At 51.5% G+C, this 15,550-nt stretch carries 9 protein-coding genes; 3 read left to right on the top strand and 6 right to left on the bottom strand.

The window, feature by feature from the left end:
* Positions 1-101: 101 nt before the first annotated feature.
* On the bottom strand, positions 102-1,736 hold the full coding sequence (locus L855_RS08430; RefSeq protein WP_159786721.1) for a hypothetical protein: 1,635 nt from the start codon (positions 1,734-1,736) through the stop codon (positions 102-104).
* 193 nt (positions 1,737-1,929) lie between these two features.
* Between L855_RS08430 and L855_RS08425 the strand changes: the two genes are divergently transcribed.
* Together L855_RS08425 and L855_RS08420 are read left to right on the top strand one after the other, a co-directional pair.
* Complete coding sequence (locus tag L855_RS08425) at positions 1,930-3,333, top strand: FAD-dependent oxidoreductase (RefSeq protein WP_159786718.1); 1,404 nt, start codon at positions 1,930-1,932, stop codon at positions 3,331-3,333.
* A 30-nt stretch (positions 3,334-3,363) separates the two neighbouring features.
* On the top strand, positions 3,364-3,843 hold the full coding sequence (locus L855_RS08420) for a molybdenum cofactor biosynthesis protein MoaE (RefSeq protein WP_159786715.1): 480 nt from the start codon (positions 3,364-3,366) through the stop codon (positions 3,841-3,843).
* A gap of 282 nt (positions 3,844-4,125) precedes the next feature.
* Here the strand turns inward: L855_RS08420 and L855_RS21140 are convergent, their stop codons facing one another.
* The 5 genes from L855_RS21140 to pheT form a co-directional block, all read right to left on the bottom strand.
* A complete protein-coding gene (locus L855_RS21140) occupies positions 4,126-4,413 on the bottom strand; it encodes a hypothetical protein (protein ID WP_192925013.1) in 288 nt (95 codons plus the stop codon).
* 153 nt (positions 4,414-4,566) lie between these two features.
* Positions 4,567-5,880: a tetratricopeptide repeat protein gene (locus L855_RS08410; protein WP_246198766.1), complete on the bottom strand. Its 1,314-nt coding sequence runs from the start codon at positions 5,878-5,880 to the stop codon at positions 4,567-4,569.
* Positions 5,881-5,975: 95 nt separating this feature from the next.
* Entirely contained in the window at positions 5,976-7,109 is a 1,134-nt protein-coding gene (locus L855_RS08405; protein WP_159786712.1) for a hypothetical protein, read from the bottom strand.
* 141 nt (positions 7,110-7,250) lie between these two features.
* The gene (locus L855_RS08400) at positions 7,251-10,646 is read right to left on the bottom strand and encodes a bifunctional diguanylate cyclase/phosphodiesterase (RefSeq protein WP_159786709.1); all 3,396 of its coding nucleotides are present in this window, start codon (positions 10,644-10,646) and stop codon (positions 7,251-7,253) included.
* Positions 10,647-10,750: 104 nt separating this feature from the next.
* The gene (gene pheT / locus L855_RS08395; RefSeq protein WP_159786706.1) at positions 10,751-13,186 is read right to left on the bottom strand and encodes a phenylalanine--tRNA ligase subunit beta; all 2,436 of its coding nucleotides are present in this window, start codon (positions 13,184-13,186) and stop codon (positions 10,751-10,753) included.
* Positions 13,187-13,455: 269 nt separating this feature from the next.
* Between pheT and L855_RS08390 the strand changes: the two genes are divergently transcribed.
* Positions 13,456-15,498, top strand: coding sequence for a DUF4394 domain-containing protein (locus L855_RS08390; RefSeq protein ID WP_159786703.1), 2,043 nt, complete (start codon positions 13,456-13,458; stop codon positions 15,496-15,498).
* Positions 15,499-15,550 lie beyond the last annotated feature (52 nt).

The raw sequence follows: 15,550 nt of genomic DNA, 5'->3' as shown, positions 1-15,550 counted from the left end.
ATAGAGTTGGACAATAGCGTTGCCCTGATTATATCAAATCTCACGGATGAGTCCCAACAATCAGTGCAAGCCCAGATGCGGGAGAGGATGAATGCTGACCACTACTTTTTGAGGGGAGCATCAGGTGCTTCTGGAGCTTGGGAGGGGTTGTCCGCTGGGGAAGATTTATCGATCGCACTGGCAGATCCTTCAGTGGGAATCAAGTCCACGACCACCACATCGGCGACAACCGTTCCCGAGGCCGGCAGTTCCAACTCTCCCTGGGCGACGCTATCTTCTAGAGCTTGTTGGGCATAGTTATCTAACTGGTCATCCCCCGTCAGTTGCAAGGGATAAGGGTCTAGGTCTCGGAGGTTCCCAGATTCGTCAACCAGGATTGCAAATGCCACTCGTTGGGGGGACGCTAGCTGTGAGGCAGGAAGATCCCGTTTAATAAATAGGGAGGGTTGCTCCGGTAAGCTCAAACCCGCCTCAATATTATGGAACCAAGCCGCCCAGCGTTCTTGAGCCTCTTCACCCATTTCTAGGGGAAGAAGATACTGCCAGACCTTTTCAGGATCACTATCAGGGGTGGCAATTTCTGTCTCAGGTTCTGTGGCGGCTTCCTGGTCGGGTTCTGTTTCTGGGACTGGTTTCTCCGCTTCAATAGGTCGAGCTTCCGGGGAAAAGTGAACCTCAAACCAATAGGCTTGGAACTGTTGGGATTCTGGGAACTCTTGGTGTTCGCCAAAGGTGTAGTTGAGGGCCAGTTGCAAGACGCGATCGCCATTGGCGGGTAAAGGACTCACCTGTTCGACTTCCCCTTGAGGATTCACCAGAACTCCCACATAAACAGAGCGTCCCACCAACTCTTGATAGGCCGATTGAGGCGGTAAGACTCCCTCAATGACTTGGGGATCTTGTCCAGTTTGCCGTTGCAGTTGCTCTTCTAGGTCAGGCTTACCCTCGAAAACAGCCAGCAGCCAATCATTGAAATGAGTCGTGAGTTGAACCCCCGCTAGATATTCCTCCCCCATTCCGCCACTGTCCTGGCCATCCCTAGTAGCTTGGTCGCGCTCAGCCTCAGACTCGGACGGCTCAGAAGACGCGATAATCTTTTTCTCGTCTAACAGTTCCTGCTCACTCAGACCCGGATCAGGTTCGGAGACGCGGTCCGGTGGCGGGGTTGTGGAATAGCTGCGATCGCCCTGAATCCGTTCCCATTCACGTTGATACTGTTCCCAGATATCATCCTCGTTCTGGGAAGACTGCTCAGGCACACTATAGGTATAGGTGTTATAGCGTTGACTCATGGGGGGAGGCGAGGATGTGGTATTGTCCCGCGTACTCCAGCGTTCCTCAATGGAGGAGCGGCTATGTTCCGTTGAATTGCGCGGGGGAGGAGGTGGGAAGGTGGCTCGATTAGAGAGAGATGGAGGCGTTGTTGAACCCAACTCCTGCTCAAAATTAAAGCCTGAACCCGCCCCAAACTCTTGCGTCGCGGAAGGGGCAAAAAAGGCTAATTCGTCTGAGGTGAGTTCTACCACGGTACTATCGAGAATCCGCTCCGCCTCGGAATCTTGATTTAACCCCATCAGCGGTAGAGAGGCGGCCACGGCCCCATGAAGTCCCAGGGAAATGGCGATCGCCAACACATTCGGTTGTAATACCATCTGCCGTAGCGACTGCCAAGGGGTCGTAGACTGCCCTAGGCTACGGTTGGCTGGGATTGGATGAAGTTGGGAAGCCTCAGACATACGGATAATACTGAAACGGATAACGTGAGTCGGTCAGACCCCTGGCGATCGCTCGCCCATGGGGAACTGTTGGTTAGTCTAGCAATTATACGGAGAAACGATGGCACAATCGGTACAATCCTCCCCACAACTCCCTTAAGACTAGCGGGCGACTCACGGGGGATAATAGGGCTGTTCCAATAGCACGTCAAAAATGGGGTTTGAGTACGATTGGCTGGTGGTGGGAGATAGTGATGGGGCGGCCAATTCTGCCTCCCTAGCGGCCCAATGGGGAGCGCGGGTGGCTTGGATAGTGCCCCCAGTCGCTACCTGGAGGCGGCGCGTCCACAGTGATTTGGCTCTGGCCCAGCTTCAGCAACAGCCCTCCGGGGCAGATTTACCCAGAATTTGGCGTTTGGCCCAGGAACAGACAGAAAACCTCGCCATCCTCCGCTCTCCCGCCACTCTCGCCCAGCAAGGAGTGGATGTCATCCTAGCACCTGGGGAGTTTGACCCCCAACCCCAGTTACAGTTTCGCCTCAAGGAGCAGCAATTGACGCCAAGGGTTCGAGAACTGCGATCGCGCCGTTATCTGCTTGCCCCCTCCCCCAAGCCTCAGTCTTCTGCCTTCAACCATGACCTCCAAGGAATCGAGGCCATTCCTCACCACCACCTCAACGACCTAAAACCCCTGTTTACCCAGCCACTCCCCCAGCAAATCCTCATCGTCGGCAGCGATCCTCAGGGTGCTGTTTTGGCTCAAACCCTAGCCCGCCTAGGCTGCTCGGTACAACTCATCCTGAGCGAACCCCAGCTTTTACCCCAAGAAGATCCCCAATTGGGGCAATTACTCCAGGCTCACCTAGACGCCGCTGGGGTTCAAGTCCGCACCGCCACCTCCGTCAGCCAAGTTCGCGAAATTGACGGCCAAATTTGGCTACAAGCGGGGAATCAAGCCCTGGAAACGGAGGCTCTGATTCTCGCTCCTGCTTGGGGCGCTGATTTAACTGGGATTGGACTTGACAAATTGCCAATAAAATGGGGGAAGAACACCATTAAAACCAGTCCCAGCCTAGAAACCGCCCAACCCCATCTCTACGCCTGTGGTTCAATCTTAGGGGGCTATGGCGATCGCCACCTAGAACGATACGAAGCGCAACTGGCCACCCACAATGCCCTGAGGTTCCGCCAGCGTCCCCTGGATTACAGCACAGTCCCACGGGCGATCGCCACGGTTCCTCCCATCGCCGCTGTGGGCTTAACCACCCCTCAAGCCCAACATCAATTTGGCGATGGGTTCATTAGCCTCTCCCTTCCCCTCTATCAACTCGAATCTAGCCAACGGCGGGGCAATCTCTCGGGATTCGCCAAACTCCTCGTCAGTCCCTCGGGACAACTCCTCGGGGCCCACAGCCTAGGAGACAAAGCCCCTCATTGGATTCAATCCATCGCCCTTCTCATTCGACAGAATGCCCCCATCGAGGCCCTAGCCAAGATTCCCCCACCAGATGACGATCTCTTTGCCGCATTCTTGCAACTGTGGCATCATCACTGGCAAACCAGCCATCCCCGCCAAGCCAATCTCCAGCAAGCCTGGTTTAACTGGCGACGTTCATAGTTCTCTGTCATCTTGCCTTCAAAACCGACCATGAAAACCGATTTTGCCATTAAGTTTGCACCCCTGACTCTAAGCGATGCCTACCAACGGGCCGATGACTCAGGAAATGGTGCCATTGTCGTCATGAGTGGCATGGTACGAGACAATACTGACGGACAACCGGTGAACTATCTGGAATATCAAGCCTACGAACCCATGGCGTTACAGGTGTTTCGTCAAATTGGTTCCCAGATTCAACAACACTGGTCTGACATCCGCTCCCTCGTCATTCATCATCGTATTGGTAAGTTGACCGTGGGGGAGATTAGTGTCCTGGTTGTCGTTGGCTGTCCCCATCGGGGTGAGGCGTTTGAGGCTTGTCAGTATGCCATCGACACCCTCAAGCATACCGCCCCCATCTGGAAGAAAGAACATTGGCAAGATGGAACCAGTACCTGGGTGAGCATCGGGGCCTGTGAAGAGGCTGAATGTGACCCCAATCAACCATTGGCAGCGAACACTTCAAATTAGACAACATTCATGTCCAAAGACTCTTTCTGATTTGGCTTCGAAGAGTATCACAACGTCTTAACCACAAAGACTAAAAAATAAATATCAGAAGCCATCTTACAAAAAAAAGGGACATATACTCGTCCCTTTTTCCTCTTCTCGCCCCCTTATTCTAATCAACTGTCTCCCCCTTTGCATCCAGAGGGCCACAAGGGTACGCCCCCCCATCTTCTCCGTTCCCGATTCCCTGTTCCCCGTTCCCTGCTTTTGCCTACTGCCTACTGCCTACTGCCTTCTTCTGCCTTAATGTGATGGATAAAGGCTAACTGCCGGAGTCGATGCCTCCCGATACCGTTGTGGAAGTTTTTGGCTATAGGCAACTTCAACCATCACCACTAAGAGAATTCCGGCTAAGACAAAAATGCCAAACCAACCGCCATCTTCGTGTTCCTCATCAGACTCATGATTATGGTTGGAGCGACGATGGGATAAGCTTCTAGAGAAGCCACAATTAAGACAAGTCCATCGGGTGTCGCTTTGCTTAACAACGCTATACTTCCCACAGCGTGGGCATTCTGGCGCACTTTTCATGGTCGATACCCCTGGGTATTGCACCCGTTTTACTACATCGGTAGTATGCGCCCTGTTACCCTCATTCTCCGGATAGATTGTGCATTGCAGGAAAATTAAGGACAGTTTAGAAATTGTCACGCTTGAAAATTTTTTGCCCAAATTGCAGTCGAGTTAGCTATCAAAATTCCGTTCTAAATCCTGGATCACTTTCTCGATATACCAGTCTTCAGATTGATTGGGATAATAGTGTCGCGCCTGTTCAAGTAGGCGTTCAGCAATTTCCCAATGGCCTCCCACAAGTATCCGTAACCGTTCTTTGCGGGGAGACGGGCCCACCCCAAAGCCGCCACTTGACGGGGAGGAACTGGGGGAAGAGGTAGAACGAGAAAATCCGGCTTGCAGGCTATTTAGTTTTTTGAGGGTGGCGTTATAGTTATCCCAATCGTCGGCCTCGCTAAAAAGAGACAGGGCCGTTTGATAGTCGGCGATCGCCTGGCGGGTTTCTTCGAGGCGAGTATAGGCCAGGGCCCGATTGAGATAAATCGAGGCACAGTTTTCATCGAGATCGAGGGCCTGTTTATAGGTGGCGATCGCCTGTTGATAATCTCCCACATCCCGAAAGGCGTTTCCTTTGGCCACATAAATCAGCACATCATCGGGGTTGAGTTGCAGGGCCTGTCCAAAGTCAGCCATTCCCCCAGCGCGATCGCCGAGTTGGAAGCGAACCTTACCGCGATTACGCAAGGCGAGGAGGTGATTGGGTTGGAGTTTTAGGGCCCGATTAAAATCTTTGAGGGCGTTTTCGGGTTGATTGAGTTTCAGATAGGCCATACCGCGACAGCAATGGGCCTCGGCATCTCCATCATCCGCCTGCAAGACCCAGTTTAAGTCTCTCAGGGCACTCTGGACATCGCCGCGACGAATGCGATCGAGCAGTTCTCCGTAAATATCCCCAACGCTCGGCATAGTGGGAGGGGGCGAAGTTTGGGGAGACGGCGGTGGCGTGAGTTGGGATTGAGGCTTAATTTGGGCGATCGCCGTGAGACAGGCTTGACAATTCTCCTTATCCTTGCGAGCGAGATAGAGTTGCGCGGCCTGTTTGAAGCTGGCGATCGCCTCCGGGATATCATCGAGTTTGCGGCAGAGGGTTCCCCGTAACCGTTGTCCAGCGGCGTGTTCACTGTTCACTCGCAGGGCCACCTCAATATCTGACAAGGCCCCGGTATAGTTTTTCAGGGCCAGGCGGGCGATCGCCCGTCCATAATGGGCCGCGAAATCCTTAGGATGGAGTTTAATGGCCTGGGTATAGTCTGAAATCGCATCATGAATACGCCCCGCATCATAATAGGCTAAGCCTCGCTGACGATAGGCGATCGCCGATATGGGGTTGGCCTCAATGGCTTCGCTGAAGGCGGCGATCGCTTCGACGTAATCTCCCGCCTTCGCCTGGGCAATTCCCTTGTCAATCCACTCCTGTTCCAGCATTGCCACTCTCCTAAGACCTTGCCATCTCGCTACAGCTTTGATGTTATTCGATTTTAAGGGGAGGACTGAGACAGTAGCCAGTTCTGGGGGAGAAATCAGGCCAAGGGGACGGCTGAGAACCCTTGAGCCTGGCCCACTTGGAGGAAATGGGCGACGGGGGTGGTAAACTCCCCAGAAGCCAGGTCCTGTACCACGTCAGGATTACGAACCAGATAAGCCAGATCACTGTAACCAGGATTGGGCGATCGCCAATCAAATTGCCCATAGTTCAGGAAATGATGGACGGCGGATTCCGTCAACCCTTCGGCAACTTCTGCGGCCACATCCGGGTTACTAGCCAGATAGAAAGCGGTGTCAAAAAAGGCATTGGGATTACGTCCCTCATATTGTCCATGACGTTGAAAATGGGTGAGGGGATCAGACATCCCCCCGTTGGCCACCTCATCGGCCACATCCGGGTTACTAGCCAGATAGAAGTCCGCATCAAAGAACTCCTCAAATTGCACCCCCGTTAACGGATCTCGCTTGATTACGGCTAAACTTCCCCCCTCATCCAGTCGTAGAGTTCCACCACTGGGGTCATTCTCCAGTAAATCCTGTTCGAGACTGATCAGAGGCGATGTCCCAGCTTCCGCATCTGGATCGGTTTGAACCCTAAAGGTATAGCCTTCAGGCGTCTGGATCATTAGAGTTGTCACATCCCTGGCCCCGGACAGTAGCACCTCTATCCCCAGACTTTCCCAGGTCTCCTTCTCCGGCTGAACACCACTTAAGACTTGTCCCTCAGGGGTATAGATAACAAGGTTTAAGCTGTCTAGCCGATCCTCGGTCAGGAGGGATGGGGATATATTGTCTAAATTAATCTCAGTAGACCGGTGGAAGTGATCCTCCGAAACCCCAGTAACCGGGTTGAAATGGTCTCTCTGAGGCCCTCTGATTGTAAATGACCCGGTGGTGCTGGGGTAACTCACCTCACCCTGAGCGATATAGCCACCATCGCCCCGCCAGACAATCCGATAAGACCCTCCTGGTATCGTAAACTCGATTTTTTCGTCAATAACTGTTGGATCGGTCAACCGCCCCCGCGAACCCAGTCCGGGATTCCTCGGGTAGGAGTCAAACGTCCAAACAACAGGCTTTGAATCCTTTTGAATGGCGGAGGTATCCACCGATGACTGTTTGTCCGTTGGCTTTTGCACGCTTCCCACTAGGTCAGAACTCGTAGACATCGGACGGCCCCCCTAGAATTTCAGACAATGTAAGTTGAGACATGGATAGCACCCCACTTCTCCGTAATTTTACTGACCATTATGACCTGGGATTTTGGATTGTCAATACGCCGGACTCCGGGATACTGTCCACTGATGAAGCTACCGTGACTCCAAAAATGGGAGAGGATCTTGAGTCAGCCATTGGCTTGCGATCGCCGCGCGCTCTGGTCGGCCAAAAAGATACCCTTGAGCATAGTGACAGCCCAGTTTCTTCAAAGACTCAAATTGTTCAATGGTTTCAATCCCTTCTGCCACCGAAAACAATTCCAAATGTTTAGTGAGGCTGAGGATTGTTTCTACAACGCGGCGATTCTGGGGACTCTGTACCATTCGCCCCACAAAAGACTTGTCGATTTTTAATGTCGTAATGGGTAAATCACAGAGATAGCTAAGAGAGGAATACCCCGTTCCAAAATCATCGATTGTAATTGCGATCTCACGCTCTTGTAAACAGCGAAAAATTTGAATAATATTATTGACATCCTGAATAAGGGTGCTTTCCGTAATTTCAAAGATGAAGTTTTTTCCAGATATCCCTATTTCTTGCAACACTCGATCAACTTCTTCAATGAACTGGCTGTGCTTAAGATGTACTACTGAAATATTGATACTAACTCGTAACGATTCTGTGAGAGGACGAGGAAATTCTGGGTTTTGCTGCCAGGCTTTAATTTGCCGCCCCACTTCCTTCATTAACCAAATGCTCATCGGTATAATAAGCTGAGTTTCTTCAGCAACCGGAATAAATTCAGTAGGAGAAACAACACCACGCTCAGGGTGTTGCCAACGAATTAGGGCTTCAAAGCTCCTGAGCTGATGGGTCTGAAACTGGGTAATGGGCTGATAGCAGATAAATAGCTCATTGCCTTCGATTGCACGACGCAAATCCGTTTCTAACTCCAGCCTAGCCAAGGCTTGGATGTGCATCGTTGGATCGAAGACCTCATAGCAGGAGCGGCCCTTTTCCTTGGCACGATACATTGCGGTATCTGCGTCACGAATCAGATCGATTGCTTTATCATAGCGAATTGTTCCGACCACAATGCCGATACTAACACGAATTAAAGTTTGTTGATGACCGATTGTAAAGGGACTCTTAAATTGCTCAAAAAGTCGTTCTACAAGCTCAACAACCTCATGCAACCCCGTAATTTTTTCAACTAATATAACAAATTCATCTCCCCCTAGCCGAGCCACTAAATCGATTGAACGTATTATTCTTTGCAGCCTTTGAGCTACATCGATTAACACTTCATCTCCTGCTAAATGCCCTAAACTATCATTGATAATTTTAAAGTGATCCAAGTCTAAAAATAATACCGCAAACTGGTAATGCTTATCGTGATGGATGCGTTCAATCGCAAAATTGAGCCGTTCCATGAGCAGGTTCCGGTTAGGTAATCCTGTTAGGGTATCATGAAAGGCATCATGTTCTAGTTGGCGTTGCAGCCGCATTTTTTCAGTCACGTCACGAGACGTTGTTTGCAGTTGAATAATATCACCATCACTGTTAAAAATGCCACGGGCAACGGTTTCAAACCAGCGATAATCTCCCACTCGTTTACGAATTCGATAGGTCAAAGGGAGAGCTATACCATCTTTGAGTTGTCGTGCTTCGTGATGGATGCGATCGCGATCATCGGGATGAATCAGTTCAAAGTGATTCCAACCGATGAGAGAGGCAGGCTGGTAGCCTAACAGAGACTGCACCGACGAACTGACATAGAGATAGGCTCCCTTAGGATCATGGAGGCAGACCAAATCACTCATATTTTCTGCCAATAAACGGTACTGGGCCTCACTTTGAGTTAACGCTTGCTCAACGTTTTTGCGCTCAGTAATATCTTCAGCAATTCCCCCGAGCCAGGGTGTGTCACCTTGACCATTCTCTAAAAGAAAGACGTGATCGCGAACCCAACATACCGAGCCATCTGCCTCAACAATGCGGTAATCAATTACAAGGGTATGGGTTTGCTCAATCTGCCGTAGAGCGTTCAAGAGTTCTTTACGATCTTCGGGGAGAAGGCGACGTAGCAAGTGACTGGACTGACTCAAGAGCCTTGATTCCTCACAACCCCACACATCACAGCAGGCGGGGCTAACATAGATAAAACGGCGCTGAAACCGGTCAAATATCCAGAGGACTGCATCGCTGTTTTCGGCAAAGTAGCGAAATTTTTCTTCACTTTCCTGAAGGTTTTGATGAGCTGTGTTCAGGGCAGCAAAGGAACGTTGTAGGCGTTGGGACATATGATTAAAGGTTTTGGCCAAAATCGCCAACTCCCGTAAACGTCCCGGTTTAATCGCCTGAGAGAGTTCCCCTTTCGCGATCGCAGACGATGCCTTCATCAGCGGAATCACAGAGCGCATAATCCAACGGCTCGTTAGCAATCCTGATACAATTGCGACTCCTAGAGCGGCTAAACAGAGCAAAATTGAATTGCGAGTATTGGCATTGATTTGCGCCATAAAATCTGATTCTGGCATTATGACAACAATTAGCCAATCGAGACCAAATTCATCTTGAAATGGAGAAACTTGTACAAAATAGCGTTCCTGCTCGTAGCTGAAGTCCAATTGAACTGGAGCTTGAATGGTATCTAATTCTGGGTAGCGATCGCTAAGAAGCTCTGCGGATGCGTCAAGCACTGGATCGCCACTGTCCAAACTATTCAGACGATAAGTCACACCATCCTCAACCGTAAACGGTTCGGACAAGGTAGAACTGGCGACAAGATTGCCATTGCGCTCAATGATATATGTCTGTCCAGTTTGACTTACCTTCAAATCACTTAAAAAATCACTGATTTGATCTAGGAAAAAGTTGTTACCAAACACCCCTATCAGCGACCCATTGTCATCATAAATGGGGGTTGCCATAGGAATCGCCAGCAACGTATACGCATGATAGGGAAAAATCTCGCCCCAGGTTGATGTACCAGCAGTCATTGCAGCTTGATACCAAGGACGCTCCCGAGGATCAAAGCCAGGAGTGACCCTTTCTAACTCTACTGGCCGACCGTCATGATCCACATCATAAAAGTGAATGGCCCCATCAGTCGCTGCACCAGCCATCATCAGTTGATGAGAATAACGGGGACCAAAATTGCCATTACCAATGAATTCACCGTCGGCCCGGCCAAAAAAGATACCCCCCGCCTGCTCAAATTCCTGGGCCTGGGCAAAAAAATGAGGGTACAGCGGCTCAAGATCGGTTGTGGAGATATAACCGAGTCTCAGGGCATTTTCATTGATGTGATTGATTGTGGGCGGTATTTCTAGGAAGGTATTCAGTTTTTGCTCAATGCGTAGGGTCACTTCAGAGCGCAGTTGTTCGGCTAAATCATTGACCGCTTTTTGCCCGTTACGCCAAGCAATCCACCCCGTCAATCCAACAGCAAATGTGACTTGCACCACAAAGGGGACAATCAGCACCGCGCGTAAGGGCAGATTCTCCAGACAATGGGTCGGTCGGTAGCGTTGCCAGAAAGCCATTCGTTTACCTAACAGGGCTTGCTAAAATTGTAACAGGCAATACTGATAGCACGAAGAACCGTCCTCTTCTACCTAACGGGATAGCCTCTGCCCCTACACTTGAGCTAGCTCCTTAAGTTAACCTTAAATTTTTTGACGACCGCATCGCGCACCTTTTGATGAGCGGTGTCCACATCCTTGTCTTTGAGGGTGCGATCGCCGGCCCGATACACTAAACGAAAGGCTAGACTGCGCTGACCTTCAGGAACCGATTCCCCACGATACTCATCGAACAGTTCCACGGACTCCAATAACTTACCTCCAGCCCGACTCATGGCTTTTTCTAACTCCAAGACTTCCGCGTCAATCGGAGCAAAAAAGGCTAAATCGCGATCGCTGGCGGGGAACGTAGAAAAGGGTTTGAACTTCGGAACTTGGCTCGATGGCAGGGCTTCTAGGAGTAGACTTAACTCCAACTCAAACACATAGACTTCATCGGGAAGTTCCCGTTCTTGACGCAACTGGGGATGAAGCTGGCCAAAGCGTCCTAACTGACGACCCCGCAACCATAAGGAAGCGGTGCGTCCAGGATGCAGTCGCTCATCTCCAGCATCGGCTTGATAGGAGACCGCTAAACCCAGGCGATCAAAGACTCCTTGTAACACCCCTTTGGCTTCAAACCAGGACATGGGGTGTTCCTTCCCAGACCGTAACCAACGTCCCTGAGTGCGATCGCCCCCAAGAATCCCGGCCACCACATTTTTCTCCTGATAGCTGTCCTCTTCTTTCCAAAACACTCGCCCAATCTCAAAGCCATTGAGCGCCCCATTTCCCTGTTTCAGGTTGTACTCAAAAGCATCAATCATCCCTGGGAGAAGTTCTGTCCGTAGGGCGGAATACTCCGCGAATAGAGGATTCCCTAAGCAAATTTGTTGCTCTTGGCTAGGTTTAACCAAAGAATAGTGGATCAGTTCCGTTAAACCAGCCCCCCGTAGGGCTTCCCGCAACTGTCCCGTCAGGGCAAATTCTGGAGAAAGCTGGCCCAACGTACCCTGTTTGGGCAGCGTTTCGCAGAAGTTATCGTAGCCATAGAGACGGGCAATTTCCTCGATTAAATCAATTTCCCGTTCGATATCCCGGCGACGGTAAGGGGGAACCTGCACCGTCCAAACTCCCGCTTCTTCCGTGGAAGTGACGCCAAAGTTGAGGCGTTCCAGGATTTGTTTCATATCCGCTTCCGGGAGGTCGCCCACCTCATCCCCGAGATGCACTGGACCGAGAACATGACGCACCCGGGCCGCTCGTAGAGTGAGCGTTTGAGACAAATCGGGGCGAGAATCGGCCTTGGCTTGGGACACCGGAGTCCCGCCCGCTAATTCGCTGATGAGGGCGATCGCCCGTTGACAGGCCGTTTCTAACTCAGCAAAGTTGACTCCCCGTTCATAGCGCGAGGAGGACTCACTCCGCAAATTCTGACTACGGGAGGAACGACGCACGGCCACTGGGTCAAATAGGGCGGCCTCTAAGACCAAATTCGTGGTTCCCGAATGGACTTCGCTCTCTCCCCCTCCCATGACTCCCGCTAGGGCCACGGGGTGATCATTGACGGTAATCAGCAGATTGGTCTCCTGAAGGCTGCGCTCCTGGCCATCGAGGGTTTTTAGGGTTTCCGCATCTTTGGCGTAACGAACCCCAATCGTTAGGGAATCTTGACCGGTGAGCTGTTGCAGGCGATCGCAGTCAAAGGCGTGCAGGGGTTGTCCCCATTCCAACATCACATAGTTGGTAATATCCACCACATTATTAATAGGACGCACCCCCGCCGCTTGCAGTCGTTGTTGTAGCCAGTCCGGCGAGGGGGCGATCGTTACCCCTTCAATCATCGTGCCAATATACGCTGGACAGGCCTTTGTCTGGGCCACCTCAACCGTCAGAGATTCCTTCGGGGCAATCTCAGCCACCTCAACCTGGGGTAACTCCAGCTTATCCCCCGTCAACGCCGCCACTTCTCGGGCCACACCCACCATACTCAGAGCATCGGCTCGGTTTGCCGTGGCCGTCAAGTCTAAAATCGAGTCATCGAGTCCCAGAAATGGCCGCGCATCGGCGCCAATCTTGCCCTGGAACTCACTATCATTACCCTCGGCGAAGATATGAATGCCGTCAATCTCGGAGGTTAACCCCACCTCCTCTAGGGAGCAAATCATGCCATTCGAGGGGACGCCCCGCAGTTTGGTGGGTTTAATCTTGAGATCCACTTGAGGCAGCTTCGTGCCGATTGTAGCCACCGGAACGTAGATATCTGCCTGCGCATTGGGCGCACCACAGACAATCTGCTGAAGCTCAGCGCTGCCAATATCAACTTGGCACACCCGCAGCTTATCGGCATTGGGATGAGGCTCAATGCTCACAATCTTACCGATCACCACCCCATCGGCCCAGGTGCTGCGCTCTTCAATCTCCTCCACTTCAAACCCCGCCATAGTGAGGCGATGGGCCAGGTCGTCCGCAGTTAGATCAATCTTAATGAGGGTTTGCAACCAGTTGAGTGAGATACGCACAGTTGATGCCTTGTTCGACGAAGTATATAGCTCGTCTATTCTACACAAAATCAGCCTGCCAAAGCCGTGTTGATAGTTTGTCTTCCATGATGGCGATCGCCCCTCGCAGACTGCCCCCATCGGAAAAAAAATAGGAAATTGTGAAACCAATTCCACAACCTTGACGTACCGGTATGTATTTTCCGATACGTATTGTCCGATCCGTCGTCCCGGTCGTAACCCGCGTTGCAACTGTCAATCCTTAAATGTTAGATACAACAAAGTAACTCATGACTTCTTTACTAGCACTGACCAACAACAACACACTCGTATCCTTCAACGCGGATAATCCTGCCGAAACTACCAGCATTCCCGTAACCGGAGTCGACGGAACCCTAATTGGTATCGATACACGCCCCGCCGATGGCTTAGTCTATGGATTGAGCACCAGCAATGAGCTATACCGTATCGACGTGGGTGGCTTCGATACCGGAGGACTTCAGGGAGACTTCACCCTCACCGACGACGAAGAGCAACTGCTGCTCAACAACAGCTTTTACGTCAACCTCCACACCCAACTGTATAACCCTGGGGAATTGCGGGGACAGATCAACGTTGTTCAAGAAAACGACATTGTGACTCGGGGTCTTCCCATGGAAGAATCCCAAGAAGTCGGCGACATGACTCCCCCGGACGGGCCAGCCACTGCCACCTTTGACGTCATTTATGACGATGCCACGAACAAGCTAAAAATCAACGGCAGCTTCAGTGACCTCACCAGTGCCCTCTTTCCCGTGGGTGGTCCCGATATCGAAGGGAATCCCGAAAGTGCTATTCATATCCATAACGGGGCAGCCGGCACCAACGGCCCTATCGTCCGCAACCTCACCGTGACGCCAGACAATGGCTTCACCGGCAAGTTCACCCTAACCGATGCTGAAGAAGCCCTGTTATTTGAAGACCAGTTTTATATCAACCTGCACACCGAAAACTTCAACGCAGGTGAACTGCGGGGACAGGTCAATGTGACCCCCGGAAATGATGTGGTGATGTTTGGGATTCCCCTCGAAGAATCCCAAGAAGTGGGCGACATGACTCCCCCGGATGGTCCAGGCCAAGGATTTGTCGATGTCTTTTACGACGGTTCGACCAACCGATTAACCCTCGATGGGACTTACAAACGACTCTCGACGTCCCTATTACCCGTTGGAGAACCCGATGTAGAGGGGAATCCTCAGAGTGCCGTTCATATTCACAACGGTGTTGCTGGAACCAATGGTCCCATTGTTCGCAACCTCAGTGTCAATGAAAACCGAGGTGTTGCCACCAAAGTCAGCACCCTATCGGAACCCTTTACCGCTGGGGCAACCTCAGGATTCGACTTTAACCCAGTTCCCGATCGCCTGCGCCTCGTTGGTGCCAATGGTCAAAACTTCCGCGTCAACGTCGATACAGGAGAGGTCATCGAGGATGGTCCCATCGCCTATGGCGGCGGTGAGGTCACTACCCCGGTTGTTCCAAATGTGACGGCTTCTGCCTATACGAACAGTTTTAGTGGAACTCCCATGACCCAACTGTTCAACATTGATGTTTTGCGAAATAGCCTCAATTTGCAAAGTCCTCCCAATGATGGAACCCAACTGATGGTTGGAGACTTGGGGGTTGAATTCGGAGACTTAGCTGGATTCGATATTGTGTCATCCCTCGATGGCTCTAATACTGGGTTTGCCGTCTCCAATGACATGCTGTTTTCCATCAATCTCGACAGCGGTGCAGCCACTCCTCTCGGGGCAGTTGCCCTAGAACCGGGCCAGACCCTGCAAGGACTCACCGCCCGGCCAGATACCTTTGTGATTGCCGATGACGACAGTTCCAGCGTTCTTCACGGCACCAGTGGCAACGATGTGATTGCTGGGTTTGGGGGGGATGACCTGATCAGTGGCGGCGATGGTGATGACATCCTTTTCGGCAACACGGGGAATGATACCCTCTTCGGGGGGAGTGGCTCCAATACCCTATTTGGGGGACAAGGTAACGATATCCTTCAGGGAGGTGATGGAGATGACATTCTTTCGGGAGACTTAGGAGACGACACTCTCACTGGGGGCGGCGGCAGCAATCGCTTTGATGTTCGACCCGGTGATGGCAACAACGTGATTACCGATTTCGAGAGCGGCATGGACCGGATTGGCCTTTCCGAGGGACTGACCTTTGAGCAGTTAAACATTATGGCAGATGGGGGGGATGCCATCATTTCTGCCGAAGGACTCTCCGTTCGTCTTTTGAACGTCGATATGGCGGTGATTGATGCCAACGATTTCGTTATGGTCTAACGGCTTTAGTTGACCTGAATCCCTACATCATGTGTTAGACAAGCAAATCTGG

This window comes from Sodalinema gerasimenkoae IPPAS B-353 (assembly GCF_009846485.1).
GTDB classification, from domain to species: Bacteria; Cyanobacteriota; Cyanobacteriia; order Cyanobacteriales; family Geitlerinemataceae; genus Sodalinema; species Sodalinema gerasimenkoae.
The sequence above is the reverse complement of the archived record's forward strand: the minus strand, read 5'-3'. Positions and strand labels throughout refer to the sequence as shown.